Here is a 16393-nt window from a genome sequence, read left to right as displayed (position 1 = left end):
TCGCTCCTTCACTGAATGACGCCGGCATCGACGCCGGCCGGCAGCGCCGCCGGCAGATAGGCGTGTCCGGCGAAGGCGCGCAGATGCCCGCCCGAATACACGACGAGGTCGTCTGCGGATACCGCGAGCGGATTGCCGTTGCGCGTCGCGTTGGCCGCGGCATAGCGATTGAACGCGGCGCCGAGCGTGGCCTTGAGGTCCGGCAGCGTCGGGCCGTCCCAGGCGACGCCGAACACCAGGCCGCTTGACGCGACGTACTCGCGCACCACGGTGCCGGACGGCAGCGTAATCGTATGAATGGAATAGGCCGGCTGCCCGACGCTCACGTGACTGACTGCGTGCATCGACACTTCGTCGTTCGCGACGGAGCTGACGGCTTGGCCGAGGGACCCATAAGCGAGCGGCGTATAGACGAGCGCTGCCCCGAGCATTGCGCGCGCAACGCTCGTATCGAAAATCGGTTTCACGAAACTTCCTTTGCGGTGAAAGCCGCTTGCGAGCCTTGACGACGCGCAAGCGAAGAACGGCAAAACATCCTTCGCATACGGCTTTCCTTGCTACTGCCGCTACGGAACGGACTCTGTTGAACTGCTTGCCTGCGTCTACGGAACGGCGGAGCGGAACTTTAGTGAGCGGACGACACAATTTCTCTGTTGCCCGCAATCGTTTGCGTCCTAATTTGAGGGGTTCGATCAATGCGGACTGTTCGAGACCCGACGTTCGAGCACCGATGGCGCGGGGCGTTGACGCGTTTTTGTGGAGGGGGCGGGCGTTTGAATCGAACTGGTGAGCGGGTTATGCGAAATGAATCGGGAAAAAAGTTTCCGACCCGATGGAAAACGATTTTCTTTTAATCGACCGCTGAAAAGCCTTGCGCAAACCGGCGTTTCAGACAACAGTTCGGAGTGCGATTCACAGGAAAAGATGTGGTGAATGCGGCGCGGCCTGCTCGGAGGCCATCAGATTGTTGCGGAAAAATGAAATCTAATCGGCATGGAACCGATCAAAGGGAGAAACGAAGCGGACACGAAACTTGCCGGCACGTTGGGAGAACTGGCTTTTGGGCGGCGCCCGGCTGCCTGGGCCACGCAGGAAACACATCGGGAGACTGGGGTGCATAAGACCATATTGATTGCCGATCGCGACGACGGCGCGCTGGCCGGTCTCGCCAACCTCGTCGAGGAGATGGGTTACGACGTGCTCCTCGCGCATACGGCGGCCGATGCGCTCAACATCGCACGGCAGCGCTGGCCGGATGTCGCGATTCTCGACCTCGGCGGTCCCGAGCTCGACGGCTTGGCCGCCTCGCGCGAGTTGCGCGGCATGGCGGCGGCGCGCTCGCTGCTGCTGATCGCGCTGACCGGGTGGGGGCAGCCGCAGCACTGGGACATGGCGCTGGCGGCGGGCTTCGACGTGCATCTGGTGAAACCGGTGGGGCTGGATCAGTTGAGCTTCATCTTGTCGATGGCGTATGAATGAGCGCTTGATTCTCGCTTGTTGCGTAAATGCAACGCAACCGCCGGGCGAATCGAGGGATGTTGCACTGCATCACAGGGTTTGCTATAGTAGGAACTGTCTCCTCCATGTCTCCTCTGATATGGATTCAGCCCGCCAACCTAGGCGGGCTTTTTTTTCGTGTCGACCCAAGTTAGCGCTTTAGCGCTTACTTGAGTCCCATGCAAAGCTCTTCAAAACTTGTACGAAAGCGCGACGAACGTGATGAGCGGGTCCGCTTTCAATTCCGCCTGCGAAACGGCGGAATGAATTGCCGATCTGTATTGAATTTCTATTGGATTTTAAATTATGTAATTCATATTGCGTGATATTGGAGATTTAAAGCGATGGCGAGGGGCGTTGAAATAAAAAAGCCGGCTCGATCGAGCCGGCTTTGCTGGGCGAACGGAATCGCGCTCAGCGATTCAGGCCGGTGTCTTCGGCGGCCCCGATGCTGAGGTTCATGCACTGGATCGCAGCACCCGACGCGCCCTTGCCGAGGTTGTCGAGCCGCGCGACGGTGACGAAGCGCTCCTCGTTGCCGAACACGAACAGGTCGACGCGGTTGGTGTCGTTGTTCGCCTGGACGTCGAAGAAGCCGGCATCGAGGCTGTCTTCTGCATCGAACGGCGCGACGCGCACGAACGCTTCGCCCGCATAGTATTCGGCGAAGATCGCCTGCACGTCTTGCGGACGCACGCGCTTCGCGAGGTCGCCCGGCGAGAAGTAGGTCGTGACGGCGAGGCCCTTGTAGAAGCTGCCGACGATCGGCGTGAAAATCGGTGCCGACTTCAGGCCGGTGTGCGCGGCCATCTCCGGCAGGTGCTTGTGCGTGAGGCCGAGCGCATAGGGGCGCGGGCTCATGAGCTTGGCGTTGCCGCCTGCTTCGTAGTCCGCAATCATTTTCTTGCCGCCACCGCTATAGCCGGTGATCGAATAGCTGTGTGCGGCGAACTCGGGCGACACCACGCCGGCGCCGACGAGCGGCCGCATCGCGAGCACGAATGCCGACGCGTGGCAGCCCGGCACCGCGATGCGCTTGGCCGTGCGCAGGCGCTCGCGCTGGGCGCGCGCCAACTCGGGCAGGCCGTAGGCCCAGTCGGCGTCGGTGCGAAACGCGGTGCTCGCATCGATCATGACGGTGCGGTCGTTCTCGACGAACGAGGCCGATTCGCGCGACGCGACATCGGGCAGGCACAGGAACGTGACGTCGGACGCGTTGATGAGCCGGCGCCGCTCGTCGACGTCCTTGCGCTTCGCTTCGTCGATACGCAGGATCTCCACGTCGTTGCGCTGCGACAAGTACTCGAAAATCTTCAGGCCGGTTGTCCCTTCCTGTCCGTCGACAAAAACCTTCGTGCTCATCTCTATCTCGCTCTACTGACTGAATTCACCAGATGGGCGCTCGCCCGCGGAATCCGTGATTTTAAGACCGGACGGCGGCGCGTGCGTACGGACATGTCCAAAAAACACGTTGCATCGGTCAAATGACGCAGATATGACACAAATGCCGGCAGTTCCCGGGCGGTTGCTCGTCGTTCGAGGCCGATTCGCCGCGCCATGCGGCGCTTTCGTCAAGGGCCGAGCGGTGTGCGCGGCGTGGACAGGTCCGTCAACGTCCGTAGTTGACGACGAGCCGCGCCGAACCTAGCGCGGCCGTGCCGATCTCGTGGTCGAACATCATCGCGGGCCGGCCGGACGCAAGCCGCAGATCGGCGGTGTCGAGCGCATAGACGGTGATCACATAGCGGTGAGGCTTGCCGGGCGGGGGACACGGGCCGCCGTAGCCGTCGGTGTCGAAGTCGTTGCGCGCTTCGACGGCGCCGAGCTTTTTCAGATAGCCCGATGCGCTCGCGTTGGCGGGCAGTTGACGAACGTTGGCGGGGATGCCGGCCACGGCCCAGTGCCACCAACCGGGGCCGGGCGAGTCCGGGTCGAACATCGTCACTGCGAAACTGCGGGTGCCGGCCGGCGCGTCACGCCATGAAAGCTGGGGCGACCGGTTGCCGCCTTTACAGTCGCCCTGGTCGAAGACCAGGGCTTGCGGCACCGTGCTGCCGGGCCGAAGGTCGATACTGGTCACGGAAAAGGCGTCTTCTGCGAGCGCGCCGGGGCCGTTGGCGATTATGATGGCGGCGCTCAGGAGCGTGAGCGCCAGATAAGGCAGGCGGGGGGGAAGCGAAGTGGGTGGAACGATCTGGCAACGCTTGCGCATGTGCCGACTCTCCTGTCAGGGGCGATGCTTCAAGGTTTTCTTTGAACGATTAGTGTCCCAATAATGTGCCCGGACATGGATTCAAGTCTAACATTAGGGGTGCGCGGTGGTTATCGGGATTACCGCGACGAGATGCGCGGTACTGGGTCTCGGCCATTTCGGGGGGCTGTTAGGGATGCCGACAGCCCGGCACAGGCCGGTCGGCGTCACGAACACAAATAAATAACGGTTTGCATGAACGAATTATCGGAAAGCGCAATATCCGGACGGAAGCCAATGCAACATCGAATGAAAGTGGTCGTAGCGGACGACCATCCGGTGATTTTGCTGGGGGCCGAGCAGGCGCTGATGAAATTTCCGGATGTCCAGGTGGTGGCGCAGGCACGTCAATCGACCGAGCTCGTCAAGATCCTGCAGACGGTGCCTTGCGACGTGCTGGTGACCGATCTCGCGATGCCGGGCGGCCAGTATGGCGACGGCTTGCCGCTCATCAGCTACATCCTGCGCCACTTCCCTAGCCTGCGCATCGTCGTGCTGACGATGCTCGAGAACGCGGCGCTCTTGAAGCGGCTCGGCGAGATCGGCGTGATCGCGGTCGTCAACAAGTCGGACGACCTTGCCCATATCGGCCTGGCGATCCGCCATGTGATGCGCGACCTGCCGTACTCGAGCCCGTCGGTGCGGACCTCGCTCGACACGCTGCGCATCAACGCCGGCGGCAAGACCGAGGACGTGATCTTGTCGCGGCGCGAGCTCGAAGTCGTGCGGCTCTTCGTGTCCGGGATGACCATCAAGGAAATTTCGACGCAGCTCAATCGCAGCATCAAGACCATCAGTACGCAAAAGAACATGGCGATGCGCAAGCTCGGGCTCGAGCGCGACTCGGAGCTGTTCCAATACGCGCAGAGCAACGGGTTGATGAACCTGTCGTCCAACGCCCCCGAGTGAGTTGAAGGACGCTCGGCTTGCGGGCTGGGGAACGTGCGGTGAAAAAAAGCCGCCTGTCGCGACGACAGGCGGCTTTTGCTTTCGTGCGGTCAACGAAACCTCGATCGCCGCGTGCCCGGCCTTACTGCGGCGCCGCCGTGGCGCCGCCGTGCGCGGCCGACCACTCGGCCGGAGCGTGCAGGAACTTCTCGACTTCGTCGAGCGTGTTGGTGTCGAAGTAGCCCGACGCCTTCGCGACGCGCAGCACGTCCCACCACGTGGCGAGCGCGTGCAGGTCGACGTCGATGTCCTTCAGCACCGAGACGCTCTCCTTGAAGATGTTGTAGTGGAACAGCACGAAGCAGTGGTTCACCTTCGCGCCGGCCGTGCGCAGCGCGTTGATGAAGTTGATCTTGCTGCGGCTGTCGGTGGTCAGGTCCTCGACGAGCAGCACGCGCGAGCCCTCTTCCAGGTTGCCTTCGATCTGCGCATTGCGGCCGAAACCCTTCGGCTTCTTGCGCACGTATTGCATCGGCAGCATCAGGCGGTCGGCGATCCAGGCCGCGAACGGGATGCCGGCGGTTTCGCCGCCCGCGACGGCGTCGATCTGCTCGAAGCCGACGTCGCGCAGGATCGTCGCTTCGGCCATCTCCATCAGGCCGCGGCGCACGCGCGGATAGGAAATCAGCTTGCGGCAATCGATATAAACGGGGCTCGCCCAGCCGGACGTGAAGATGTACGGCTTTTCGGCGTTGAAGTGCACCGCCTGCACTTCGAGCAGGATCTTGGCGGTCGTGTCGGAGATCGTTTGGCGATCGATGCCTGTCATGGGGCGAATCCTTGGGTGATAGCAAAGCAAGAGAGGCGGGCGCGTAGCCCGGGCGGCGCTGGTCAATGCGTCCGGAGCCGCGATGGGCCGGGCGCGGGCCGCGCAAGACTGTCAAGCGGCCGGTTTGCTGCGCGCGTAGGCCGACATTTTACCCGACTTGGGACCCCTTGAGCGGACCGGCCTGCCCTTATGCCGGCTGGTCGACGCCCCGGGTCGGCGCATGCGTCCGGGCGCAGCCGCGAGGTCCGTCATGCTGCCTTGCAGCATCGCGGCCGCCCGTCTGTCGCGGCTTGCCGCCGCTCGCCATGCCGCACGAATTTGGGATTAGGGGGTGTACACTAACTCCCCCTGAAAAATGTACTGCGCTGTCTTGCCACCGCCAAGGCTCGATGCCGCGCCCAACCGGCGCGCAGAAGAGCCGCTGCCGCCGACCCTCCGACCGGAATTCGCCAACGCGGCTCGTAGCGCAGTGCTGGGCCCTATTCATAACGTCTCGCAGGCCAAAACATGGACGAACAACTGAAGCAAAGCGCTCTCGCGTACCACCAGAACCCGAAACCCGGCAAGATTTCGGTGACGCCCACCAAGCCGCTGTCGAACCAGCTCGATCTGTCTCTTGCGTACTCGCCCGGCGTGGCCGCCGCGTGCGAGGCGATTCATGCCGATCCGCTCGACGCGCAGAAGTACACGTCGCGCGGCAACCTGGTCGGCGTGATCACGAACGGCACCGCGGTGCTCGGCCTCGGCAACATCGGCCCGTTGGCCGCGAAGCCGGTGATGGAAGGCAAGGGCTGTCTCTTCAAGAAGTTCGCCGGCATCGACGTGTTCGATATCGAGCTCTCCGAATCCGATCCCGACAAGCTCGTCGACGCGATCGCGATGCTCGAGCCCACGCTCGGCGGCATCAATCTCGAGGACATCAAGGCGCCCGAGTGCTTCTACATCGAGAAGAAGCTGCGCGAGCGCATGAAGATCCCCGTTTTCCACGACGACCAGCACGGCACGGCGATCATCGCGTCGGCGGCGATCCTGAACGGCCTGAAGGTGGTCGGCAAGGATCTCGGCAGCGTGAAGCTCGTTTGCTCGGGCGCGGGCGCGGCGGCTATCGCGTGCCTGGACCTGCTCGTGAACCTGGGCCTGTCGAAGAAGAACGTGCTCGTCGCCGATTCGAAGGGCGTGATCTATGAGGGCCGGGGCGGCCTCGATCCGTCGAAGGAGCGCTACGCGGCGAACACCGATGCGCGCACGCTCGGCGACGCGATCAAGCAGGCTGACGTGTTCCTCGGCTGCTCGAGCGCGGGCGTGCTGAAGCCCGAGATGGTCAAGGAGATGGCCGACAAGCCGCTGATTCTCGCGCTCGCGAACCCCGAGCCGGAAATCCGCCCGGAGGAAGCGAAGAAGGTGCGCCCGGACGCGATCATTGCGACGGGCCGTTCGGACTATCCGAACCAGGTCAACAACGTGCTGTGCTTCCCGTTCATCTTCCGCGGCGCGCTCGACGTCGGCGCGACGACGATCACGGAAGAGATGAAGCTCGCCTGCGTGCGCGCGATTGCCGAGCTCGCCGAGGAAACCGACCAGGGCGACGAAGTCGCGAAGGCCTATGAAGGCCACACGCTCGAATTCGGTCCCGAGTATCTGATTCCGAAGCCGTTCGACCCGCGCCTCATCATCAAGATCGCGCCGGCCGTGGCGCAGGCGGCGATGGATTCGGGCGTCGCGACGCGCCCGATCCTCGACATGGACGCCTACCGCGAGCAGCTCGGCGCGACGGTCTACCGCACCGGCATGGTGATGCGCCCGGTGTTCGCGTCGGCGAAGCAGAAGGGGGCGCGCATCGTGTTCGCGGAAGGCGAGGACGAGCGCGTGCTGCGCGCAGCGCAATTCGTGCTGACCGAGAAGATTGCGAAGCCGATCATCGTCGGCCGTCCGGCGGTCGTCGAGATGCGCTTGAAGAAGATGGGCTCGAAGCTCAAGTGCGGCGAGGATTTCGAGATCGTGAATCCCGAAGACGACCCGCGCTACCAGAAGTGCTGGCAGGCGTATCACGAACTGGGTGCGCGCGACGGTGTGACGCCGGAGGTCGCGAAGGCCGCGATGCGCAAATTCAACACGCTGATCGGCGCGATTCTCGTGAAGCTGGGCGACGCGGACGGCATGATCTGCGGCTTGATCGACACCTACCACAGCCATCTGAAGTTCATCGACCAGGTGCTCGGCCGCGCGTCGAACGCCGAGCATTTCGCGGCGATGAACCTGCTGATGCTGCCGGGGCGCAACCTGTTCATCTGCGACACCTACGTCAACGAGACGCCGAGCGCCGAGCAACTCGCCGAGATGGCGATCCTGGCCGCGAGCGAAGTCGAGAAGTTCGGCGTGGCGCCGAAGATCGCGCTGCTGTCGAATTCGAACTTCGGCAGCGCGCCGTCGGCGTCGTCGCGGCGGATGGCCGAGGCGCGCGAGCTGATCGCGGCGCGCGCGCCGCAGCTCGAAGTGGACGGCGAGATGCATGGCGATGCGGCGCTGTCGGAAGCTGTCCGCAAGCAGGCGTTCCCGGGCACGACGCTGCACGGCGAGGCGAACCTCCTCATCATGCCGAACGTCGAGGCGGCAAACATTACCTACAACCTGCTGAAGATGATCGGAGGCGAGGGGGTGACGGTGGGACCGGTCCTGCTGGGTGCGGCCAAGCCGGTGCATATCCTGACGCCGGCGGCGACGGTACGCCGCATCATCAATATGACGGCTGTTGCAGCGGCGAACGCGCAGGTTGGGTGATGGGCCGATGCTGATGTAAATCGACGCGCCGCTGCATGGCGGTAGCGTTTGATTGCTGGAAATGAACGCCACGAAACGAGAGTTTCGTGGCGTTTTTCTTTGCGCGTCGGATCCTGTTTGCGGGAAGTGAACGCCGATGCAAGCGGAGTTATGCCCGTCGAATGTCTATCTGAAAAATGCGAACGGGTAATTCAGGTCTTTTCAGCATCCTTGATGTGCCGCTCATAAAAATTAGGAATTGTCTGATTCGGTATCGGATTGGGTGTCTGTAAATTGGTCTCAAAGCACGGCAGCCAGTTAGTTAGTGCGGCGACGCTTGTCTCATTTCCCCGCTGTTTCTCCAGCTAGGCTCCGAATCGACGTATTGAGATCGGTTGGAAATGTCGTGCCATCTCATTTCAATCGCTCCGAATATTGCAAAGGAAAGACCGTGAACAAGGCATATCGCGTGATCTGGAACGAAACTACCGGCATTTGGACGGCGGTTTCGGAGCTGGCTCGCAGCAACACAAAAGGCACCCGTTCCGCGCTCGGCGGCAAATTGCTGGCCGTTATCCTTGCCATGGCCGGCGCGGATCTCGCTCTGGAATCGAAATCGGCACACGCAACAAGCTACGTTGCAGGTGGAGGCACCGCGACCGGCTTGAATGACGTGGCGGTGGGACCCTCTTCAGTTGCCGACGCGGTTAATGCCCCGGGGACCGGGAGTGACGACTATGCCGCGGCGTTTGGCTATATGGCCAAAGCTTATGGTGCCGGCTCCGCTGCTTTCGGGGCGGGTGCTTCAGCTGGTACGGTGGGCACGAATAATCAAGCGCTCTACGCGACGGCTATCGGCTCGGGCGCCACTGCGTCGGCTGGGAATTCGGTTGCCCTCGGTCACACGGCATCCGCGACCAGCATAAATGCTGTTGCGATCGGCTTTAACACGGGCGCTTCTGCACAAAGTACTGTCTCGATCGGCGCGAACATTGTGTCGTCCAAGTCTGGCGGCGTCTCAATCGGTTCGAACATAACAAACAGCGGACAAAACTCCATTGCCATGGGCTATCTGGCCGGGGTGTCTGCTGACAATGCTATCGCGTTTGGCACGGGTAGCACCGCCTCCGCGACCTACGGCGTAGCGCTTGGCAACAACTCGGTTGCCAGCCGCGGTGCAGTCACGAGTACGGCTGATCCGCTGTCGTACAGCAAAGCGACCGTCACGACTTCTATGGGTGAGGTCTCGGTCGGTTCGTCGAGCGCTCAGCGCCAAATCACCAACGTCGCCGCCGGGACGCAGGCCACCGACGCAGCCAACGTCGGACAGGTGTCGGCCGTGAAGACTGTTGTCGATACCAACGCATCACGCGTGGTGGCTGCGCTGGGCGGCGGCTCGGCGGTCGGTACGGACGGCACGATTTCGGCGCCGAGCTATACCGTCGGCGGTACGGCGTTCTCCAATGTGGGCGGTGCGTTGTCAAATCTCGATGGCCGAGTGACGGCGAACGCGACGAACATCACGGCCAACACGGCGAGCATTGCGGCCAACGCGCAGGCAACCGCGAGTGCACTGGGCGGGGGGGCGACGGTGGGCTCGAACGGCACGATCACGGCGCCGTCGTACAGCGTCGGCGGTGCGACGTTTGCGAATGCGGCAGGCGCGTTGACGAACCTTGACACGCGTACTTCGGACAACAATACGGCGATCAACGCGGCGCAATCGCAGTTGAACACGCTGAGCGGCGTGGCAGCCACGTACGACAGCACGGCCAGGAGCACGATGACGCTGGGCGGTGCGAGCGGCACGAAGGTGACGAACCTGCAGGATGCGACGCTGTCGGACGCGAGCACGGATGCGGTGACGGGGCGTCAATTGTCGGCGGTTAAGAGCACGGCGGATCAGAATACGGCGAGCATCGGTGCGCTGAGCACGACGGTGAGCGGCATTGACACGCGTGTTAGCACGGCGGAAAGCGGCATCAGCGACTTGGATACGCGAGTCACGGCGAACAACACGGCGATTGGTTCGGCGCAAACGCAGTTGAACACGCTGGACGGCGTGGCGGCGAAGTACGACGACACGAACAAGGGCACGATGACGCTGGGCGGTGCGAGCGGCACGAAGGTGACGAACCTGCAGGATGCGACGCTGTCGGACGCGAGCACGGATGCGGTGACGGGGCGTCAGCTGAACGCGACAAACACCAGCGTAACGAATCTGACGAGTACGGTGAGCGGCCTTGGCACGCGCATGACGACGGCCGAGGGCAATATCGACACGTTGACCACGAATGTCTCGAACCTGACGTCGCAAATCGGCTCGGGCTCGGTGGGCCTGGTGCAACAAGACGCGGATACGAAGAACCTGACGGTAGGCAAGAGCGTGGGCGGCACGGAAGTGAGCTTCGCGGGTCAGGATGCGAATGGCAACGCGATCACACGCAAGCTGACGAACGTGAGCGAGGGCACGAGCGCGAACGACGCGGTCAACTACAGTCAGTTGTCGACGGTACAGAGCGCGGTAGACCAGAACACGAAAGATATCGCCACGAACACGACGAACATCTCGACGAACACAGCGAGCATCGCGGCCAATGCGAAGGCGACGGCAGCGGCGTTGGGAGGCGGTTCGACGGTAGGCGCGGACGGCACGGTGACGGCCCCGAGCTACACGGTGAACGGCAAGACGGTGGACAGCGTGGGTGATGCACTGACCAACGTGGATGGCGCATTGACTGACCTCGATGGCCGTGTGACGAAGAACACCGGTGATATCACGGATCTCACCGCCAAGATCGACAGCGGCTCGGTGGGCCTGGTGCAACAAGACGCGGATACGAAGAACCTGACGGTAGGCAAGAACGTGGGCGGCACGGAGGTGAGCTTCGCGGGTCAGGACGCGAATGGCAACGCGATCACGCGCAAGTTGACGAACGTGAGCGACGGCACGAACGCGAATGACGCGGTGAACTACGGTCAGCTTTCGGCTGTGAAATCCAACGTAGCCAAGAACACCGAGGACATTGCTACCAACACGACCGACATCAGCAAGCTGTCACAGCAGATCTCGTCGGGCTCGGTCGGCCTGGTACAGCAAGACGCGACGACGAACGCGATCAGCGTGGGGGGCACGACTGGCGGCACGACCGTGAGCTTCCAGGGTACCGCTGGCGCCCGCACCCTCATGGGCGTGGCGGCAGGCGACATCAGCGCGGGCAGCACGCAGGCGGTCAATGGCGGCCAACTGTATGACCTTGACCAGAAAGTGACGCGGAACACTGACGACATCAAGTCGATCAACACCTTGATCGCAAGTGGTGGCGTGGTGCAGAACGCGATGCAGTACGACTCGGCCTCGCACGACAAGGTCACGCTTGGCGGTGAGGATGCGACATCGACGGTGTCGATGACGAACCTGACGGCCGGCACGCTGTCGGCCGACAGCACCGACGCGGTCACGGGCGCCCAGTTGTACGCCACGAACCAGCAAGTCGCGGACTTGAACCAGCGCGTGATCAACAATCAGACCACCGGTAGCTCGGGTACCAGCGTTAACACGACGGGCGCGGCTGCTGCGGCGACCGGTTCGGAATCGGTGGCGATCGGCGGATCCTCGAATGCTTCGGGTGCAAACTCGACTGCAATTGGCAGCGGAGCCCAAGCGACGGGGGCGAACTCGGTCGCGTTGGGTCAGGGTTCGGTGGCCAGCGAAGACAACACGGTCTCGGTCGGATCGCAAGGCAGCGAGCGTCGCATCACCAACGTCGCCAACGGCCAGAACGCGCATGACGCAGTCAACTACGGGCAGCTGAATCAATTGCGCAACGACATGAACAACAGCATCAACTCGGTCGCGAAAGCTGCATACGGCGGTATCGCCGCGGCGATGGCAATGCCGAACATGACGCCGAGCGGTCCCGGCAAGACGGTGGTGGCAGCGGGTGCGGCCAACTACAAGGGGTACAACGCGATTGCCGCAGGCGCGACGTACCGTTCGCGCAGCGGCAACCTGCTGGTGAACGGTGCAGTATCGATGACGCAATCCGGCGAAGCCGGGGTTCGCGCCCAGGTTGGCTACGAGTTCTAAGAAGCGCCGAAGCGACTGAAAAAGGCGGCTGTCCGTGAGGGCAGCCGCCTTTTTTGTTGGCAAGCGGTGATCGAATGGGTTGCCTCTCCATCCATCCAATCGATTCACCGCGCTGACGATGGTCGCTTATGCCGCGTGCCGAGCCTTCCCGCCGCCCGGCGTGCGCCACCGCGCGAGCAAGTCGTTCCACTTCACGCGAACCGCGCGCAGGTTGTTCTCCTTGACGTGGCCGTAGCCGCGAATCCCGTCCGGCAGGTTCGCGAGCTCGATCGCGAGCGCTAGCTTGCCGGCCTTCAGCCCGCCGATCAACTCGCGCACCAGCGCCTCGTATTCGCCGATCAGCGCACGCTCGGTCTTGCGCTCCTCGGTCCTGCCGAAAATGTCGAACGTGGTGCCGCGCAGGAACTTCATCTTCGCAAGGATGCGGAACGCGGACATCATCCACGGGCCGTATTGCTTCTTGACCAGATGGCCTTGCGCGTCCTTCTTCGCGAAGGTCGGCGGCGCGAGATGGAAGTTGAGCTTCCAGTCGCCGTCGAATTGCGATGCCAGCTTCGCGAGGAATGCCGGGTCCGACTGCAGCCGCGCGACTTCGTACTCGTCCTTGTACGCCATCAGCTTGTACAGATTGCGCGCCACGGCTTCGGTCAGCGGCTCGCTTGCGGCGTCGCCGTCGAGCGCGCGTTCCGCCGTGCGAACTTCGTCGACGAGCGCAGCGTAGCGCTTGGCGTAGGCCGCGTTCTGATAGGAGGTCAGTTGCTCGACGCGCTTCGTGATCAGCGTATCGACCGCTTTCTTCGTGTGCAGCGTGATGACCGTCGCGCTCGTCGCGTCGGTGACGGCGACGCCCGTGCTTGCCGGCGACGCCGCACGCCTCACGCTCGCCAAGTCGTGCGCGGCGCGGCGTCCCCATTCGAACGCGGCGAGATTCTTCTCGACCTGCACCGCGTTCAGCTCGATCGCGCGCCGCAGCGATTCATGCGTGAGCGGCAGCCAGCCGCGCTGCCACGCGTAGCCGAGCACGAACGGATTGGTATAGATCGCATCGCCTAGCAGCGCGACAGCGAAATGGTTCGCGTCGACGAGATCGACGTCGTCGCCTGCCGCTGCGCGCACGTCCGCCTCGGTGCTCGCGCCCGGGAACGTCCAGTTGGGGTTCTTGATGAACGCGGCGGTCGGCGTCTTGGCGCTGTTGATGACCACGCGCGTCTCGCCATGCTTCATGCGCGACGTGCATTCGTCGCTTGCGGTGACGATCGCGTCGCAGCCGATCACGAGATTCGCTTCGCCCATCGCGATGCGGGTGGCGTGGATGTCGGCGGGCGCGTTGGCGATCTGCACGTGGCTCATCACGGCGCCGCCCTTTTGTGCGAGGCCGGTCACGTCGAGCACGGTGACGCCTTTCTGCTCGAGGTGCGCCGCCATGCCGAGCAGCGCGCCGATCGTCACGACGCCGGTGCCGCCGACACCCGTCACGAGCACGCCATACGGCCGGGCGATGGCGGGCAGCTCCGGATCGGGAATCTCCGGCAATTCGCCGACGTCGCCGCCGACGGCCTTGGGCTTCTTCAACTGCCCGCCTTCCACCGTCACGAAACTCGGGCAGAAGCCCTTCAGGCACGAGAAGTCCTTGTTGCAGCTTGACTGGTTGATCTGCCGCTTGGTGCCGAACTCGGTTTCGAGCGGCTCGACCGACAGGCAGTTCGACTGCACCGAGCAATCGCCGCAGCCTTCGCACACGGCCTCGTTGATGACGACGCGCCGCGCCGGGTCGGGGAACTCGCCTTTCTTGCGGCGGCGGCGTTTTTCGGTCGCGCAGGTCTGGTCGTAGATCAGGATCGTCGTGCCGGCGATCTCGCGCAGTTCGCGCTGGATCGCGTCGAGCGTGTCGCGGTGATGGATCGTCACGCCCGGCGCGAGCAGCGTCGTGCCGTGGTACTTCTGCGGCTCGTCGGTGACGATGACGATCTTCGCCGCGCCTTCGGCCGCCAGCTGATGCGTGATCTGCGGCACGGTCAGCACGCCGTCGACAGGCTGCCCACCCGTCATCGCGACCGCGTCGTTATAGAGGATCTTGTAGGTGATGTTCGCCTTCGACGCGATCGACGCGCGAATCGCGAGCAGCCCCGAGTGGAAGTAGGTGCCGTCGCCGAGGTTCGCGAACACGTGCTTCTCGGTCGTGAACGGCGCCTGACCGGTCCACGCGACCCCTTCGCCGCCCATCTGGCTGAACGTGCTCGTGTTGCGGTCCATCCAGACGGTCATGTAGTGGCAGCCGATGCCGGCCATTGCGCGCGAGCCTTCCGGCACGTTCGTCGACGTGTTGTGCGGGCAGCCCGAGCAGAACCACGGCTTGCGCTCGGCTTCGACGCGCGGCTTCGCGAGCGCTGTCTCCTTCGCTTCGATCACGGCGATGCGCGCAGCGATGCGCTCGCGCACGTCGGACGGCAGGTCGAACTTGTCGAGCCGCGTCGCGATAGCCTTCGCGATGATCGCCGGCGACAGCTCGTAGTGCGCGGGCAGCAGCCAGTTGCCCATCGGCACCGACCATTCGCCGCCCGCGCCGTCCTTCTCGTCGAACTTGCCGAACACGCGCGGACGCTGGCCGTCCGGCCAGTTGTACAGCTCTTCCTTGATCGCGTATTCGAGAATCTGGCGCTTTTCCTCGACGACGAGAATTTCGTCGAGCCCGCGTGCGAACGCGTGCGCGCCTTGCGCTTCGAGCGGCCACACGCAGCCGACCTTGTAGAGACGAATGCCGATGCGCGAGCAGGTTTCGTCGTCGAGGCCGAGGTCGACGAGCGCCTGGCGCACGTCGAGGTACGCCTTGCCGCCGGTGATGATGCCGAAGCGCGCATGCGGCGAGTCGATCTCGACGCGGTCGAGCTTGTTCGCGCGCACGTACGCGAGCGCCGCGTACCACTTGTAGTCGAGCAGGCGCGCTTCCTGGACGAGCGGCGGATCGGGCCAGCGGATATTTAGGCCGCCGTCGGGCATCGCGAAATCGGCGGGCAGCACGATCTGCGTGCGGTGCGGATCGATATCGACCGAGGCCGACGATTCGACGACGTCGGTCACGCACTTCATCGCGACCCAGAGGCCCGAGTAGCGGCTCATCGCCCAGCCGTGCAGGCCGAAGTCGAGATATTCCTGCACGTTCGACGGGAACAGCACCGGCAGGCCGCACGCCTTGAAGATGTGCTCGGACTGATGCGCGAGCGTCGACGATTTGGCCGCGTGGTCGTCGCCGGCGAGCACGAGCACGCCGCCGTGCTGCGACGAGCCGGCCGAGTTGCCGTGCTTGAACACGTCGCCGGTGCGGTCCACGCCCGGACCCTTGCCGTACCACATCGAGAACACCCCGTCGTACTTCGCGCCGGGGTAGAGATTGACTTGCTGCGAGCCCCAGACCGCGGTCGCGGCGAGGTCTTCATTGATGCCGGGCTGGAACACCACCTGGTGGGCTGCGAGGTGCTTCTTCGCTTTCCAGAGGGAGAGGTCGAGCCCGCCGAGCGGGGAGCCGCGATAGCCGGAGATGAAGCCGGCCGTATTGAGCCCGGCGGCCTTGTCGCGTTCCTGCTGCAGCATCGGCAGGCGCACCAGCGCCTGGATGCCGCTCATGTACGCGCGGCCGCGTTCGAGCGTGTATTTGTCGTCTAGCGTGACGGAATTCAACGCGGCTTCGAGCGAGGCTCGCTGACCAGCGTCTAGCGGGGCATTCATTATGTGGACTCCTCCAACCCAGTCTGGGATCGCCAAAACTTCTGGGCCTGGAACATCTTGTGAACGCTCCGGCCGGGGCCGCTATATTGACGGTTTTCGAGAAATCCTAGCACTGGTGGAAACCCGCCGCAGAGCGCCGATAAAGCCTTATCTGACGCGGCTAACCACGGTTTGTGACATGCCGATTACGCCGGGCGGCGCGGGATGCAACGGAATTTGGCGTTCTGTAACGTCCTGTAAAACCTCGTGCACAGGCGGAACCGGTCATAGAACCTCTGTCTAATTCCCCACTTGCTTGATCTGCGCGTAGGCGCAGCGCCGCGAGGCTCTGTAAGGTGCGTCGCGGCCGAAAGGCAGT

The 16393-nt window shown here is 63.4% G+C and carries 9 protein-coding genes; 4 read left to right on the top strand and 5 right to left on the bottom strand.

The window, feature by feature from the left end; all coding sequences use genetic code 11:
- Window positions 1-8: 8 nt before the first annotated feature.
- Window positions 9-458, bottom strand: a complete 450-nt coding sequence (locus tag FAZ69_RS31085; protein WP_439654816.1) for a DUF2844 domain-containing protein — start codon at window positions 456-458, stop codon at window positions 9-11.
- A gap of 655 nt (window positions 459-1113) precedes the next feature.
- Between FAZ69_RS31085 and FAZ69_RS31080 the strand changes: the two genes are divergently transcribed.
- On the top strand, window positions 1114-1479 hold the full coding sequence (locus tag FAZ69_RS31080) for a response regulator (RefSeq protein ID WP_136898967.1): 366 nt from the start codon (window positions 1114-1116) through the stop codon (window positions 1477-1479).
- A gap of 432 nt (window positions 1480-1911) precedes the next feature.
- Here FAZ69_RS31080 and argC read toward each other — a convergent pair whose 3' ends face one another.
- Both argC and FAZ69_RS31070 read right to left on the bottom strand, forming a co-directional pair.
- Complete coding sequence (argC, locus tag FAZ69_RS31075; protein ID WP_136898965.1) at window positions 1912-2859, bottom strand: N-acetyl-gamma-glutamyl-phosphate reductase; 948 nt, start codon at window positions 2857-2859, stop codon at window positions 1912-1914.
- Between the two features lie 247 nt (window positions 2860-3106).
- On the bottom strand, window positions 3107-3709 hold the full coding sequence (locus FAZ69_RS31070) for a YbhB/YbcL family Raf kinase inhibitor-like protein (RefSeq protein ID WP_136898963.1): 603 nt from the start codon (window positions 3707-3709) through the stop codon (window positions 3107-3109).
- A gap of 276 nt (window positions 3710-3985) precedes the next feature.
- On the opposite strand from FAZ69_RS31070, the gene FAZ69_RS31065 reads away from it, so the two are divergent.
- Window positions 3986-4657 (top strand): response regulator, encoded by a 672-nt coding sequence (locus FAZ69_RS31065; RefSeq protein ID WP_136898961.1) that lies wholly within the window; start codon window positions 3986-3988, stop codon window positions 4655-4657.
- Between the two features lie 121 nt (window positions 4658-4778).
- Here the strand turns inward: FAZ69_RS31065 and FAZ69_RS31060 are convergent, their stop codons facing one another.
- Entirely contained in the window at window positions 4779-5465 is a 687-nt protein-coding gene (locus FAZ69_RS31060; RefSeq protein WP_136898959.1) for an orotate phosphoribosyltransferase, read from the bottom strand.
- Between the two features lie 507 nt (window positions 5466-5972).
- On the opposite strand from FAZ69_RS31060, the gene FAZ69_RS31055 reads away from it, so the two are divergent.
- On the top strand, window positions 5973-8243 hold the full coding sequence (locus FAZ69_RS31055) for an NADP-dependent malic enzyme (RefSeq protein WP_136898957.1): 2271 nt from the start codon (window positions 5973-5975) through the stop codon (window positions 8241-8243).
- A gap of 316 nt (window positions 8244-8559) precedes the next feature.
- The gene (locus FAZ69_RS31050) at window positions 8560-12312 is read left to right on the top strand and encodes an ESPR-type extended signal peptide-containing protein (RefSeq protein ID WP_169708825.1); all 3753 of its coding nucleotides are present in this window, start codon (window positions 8560-8562) and stop codon (window positions 12310-12312) included.
- 126 nt (window positions 12313-12438) lie between these two features.
- Here the strand turns inward: FAZ69_RS31050 and FAZ69_RS31045 are convergent, their stop codons facing one another.
- The gene (locus FAZ69_RS31045) at window positions 12439-16035 is read right to left on the bottom strand and encodes an indolepyruvate ferredoxin oxidoreductase family protein (protein ID WP_136898953.1); all 3597 of its coding nucleotides are present in this window, start codon (window positions 16033-16035) and stop codon (window positions 12439-12441) included.
- Between the last annotated feature and the right edge of the window lie 358 nt (window positions 16036-16393).

This window comes from Trinickia terrae, assembly GCF_005144415.1.
GTDB classification, from domain to species: domain Bacteria; phylum Pseudomonadota; class Gammaproteobacteria; order Burkholderiales; family Burkholderiaceae; genus Trinickia_A; species Trinickia_A terrae.
Note: the sequence above shows the minus strand (reverse complement) of the source record. Positions and strands in the feature narration are given on the sequence as shown.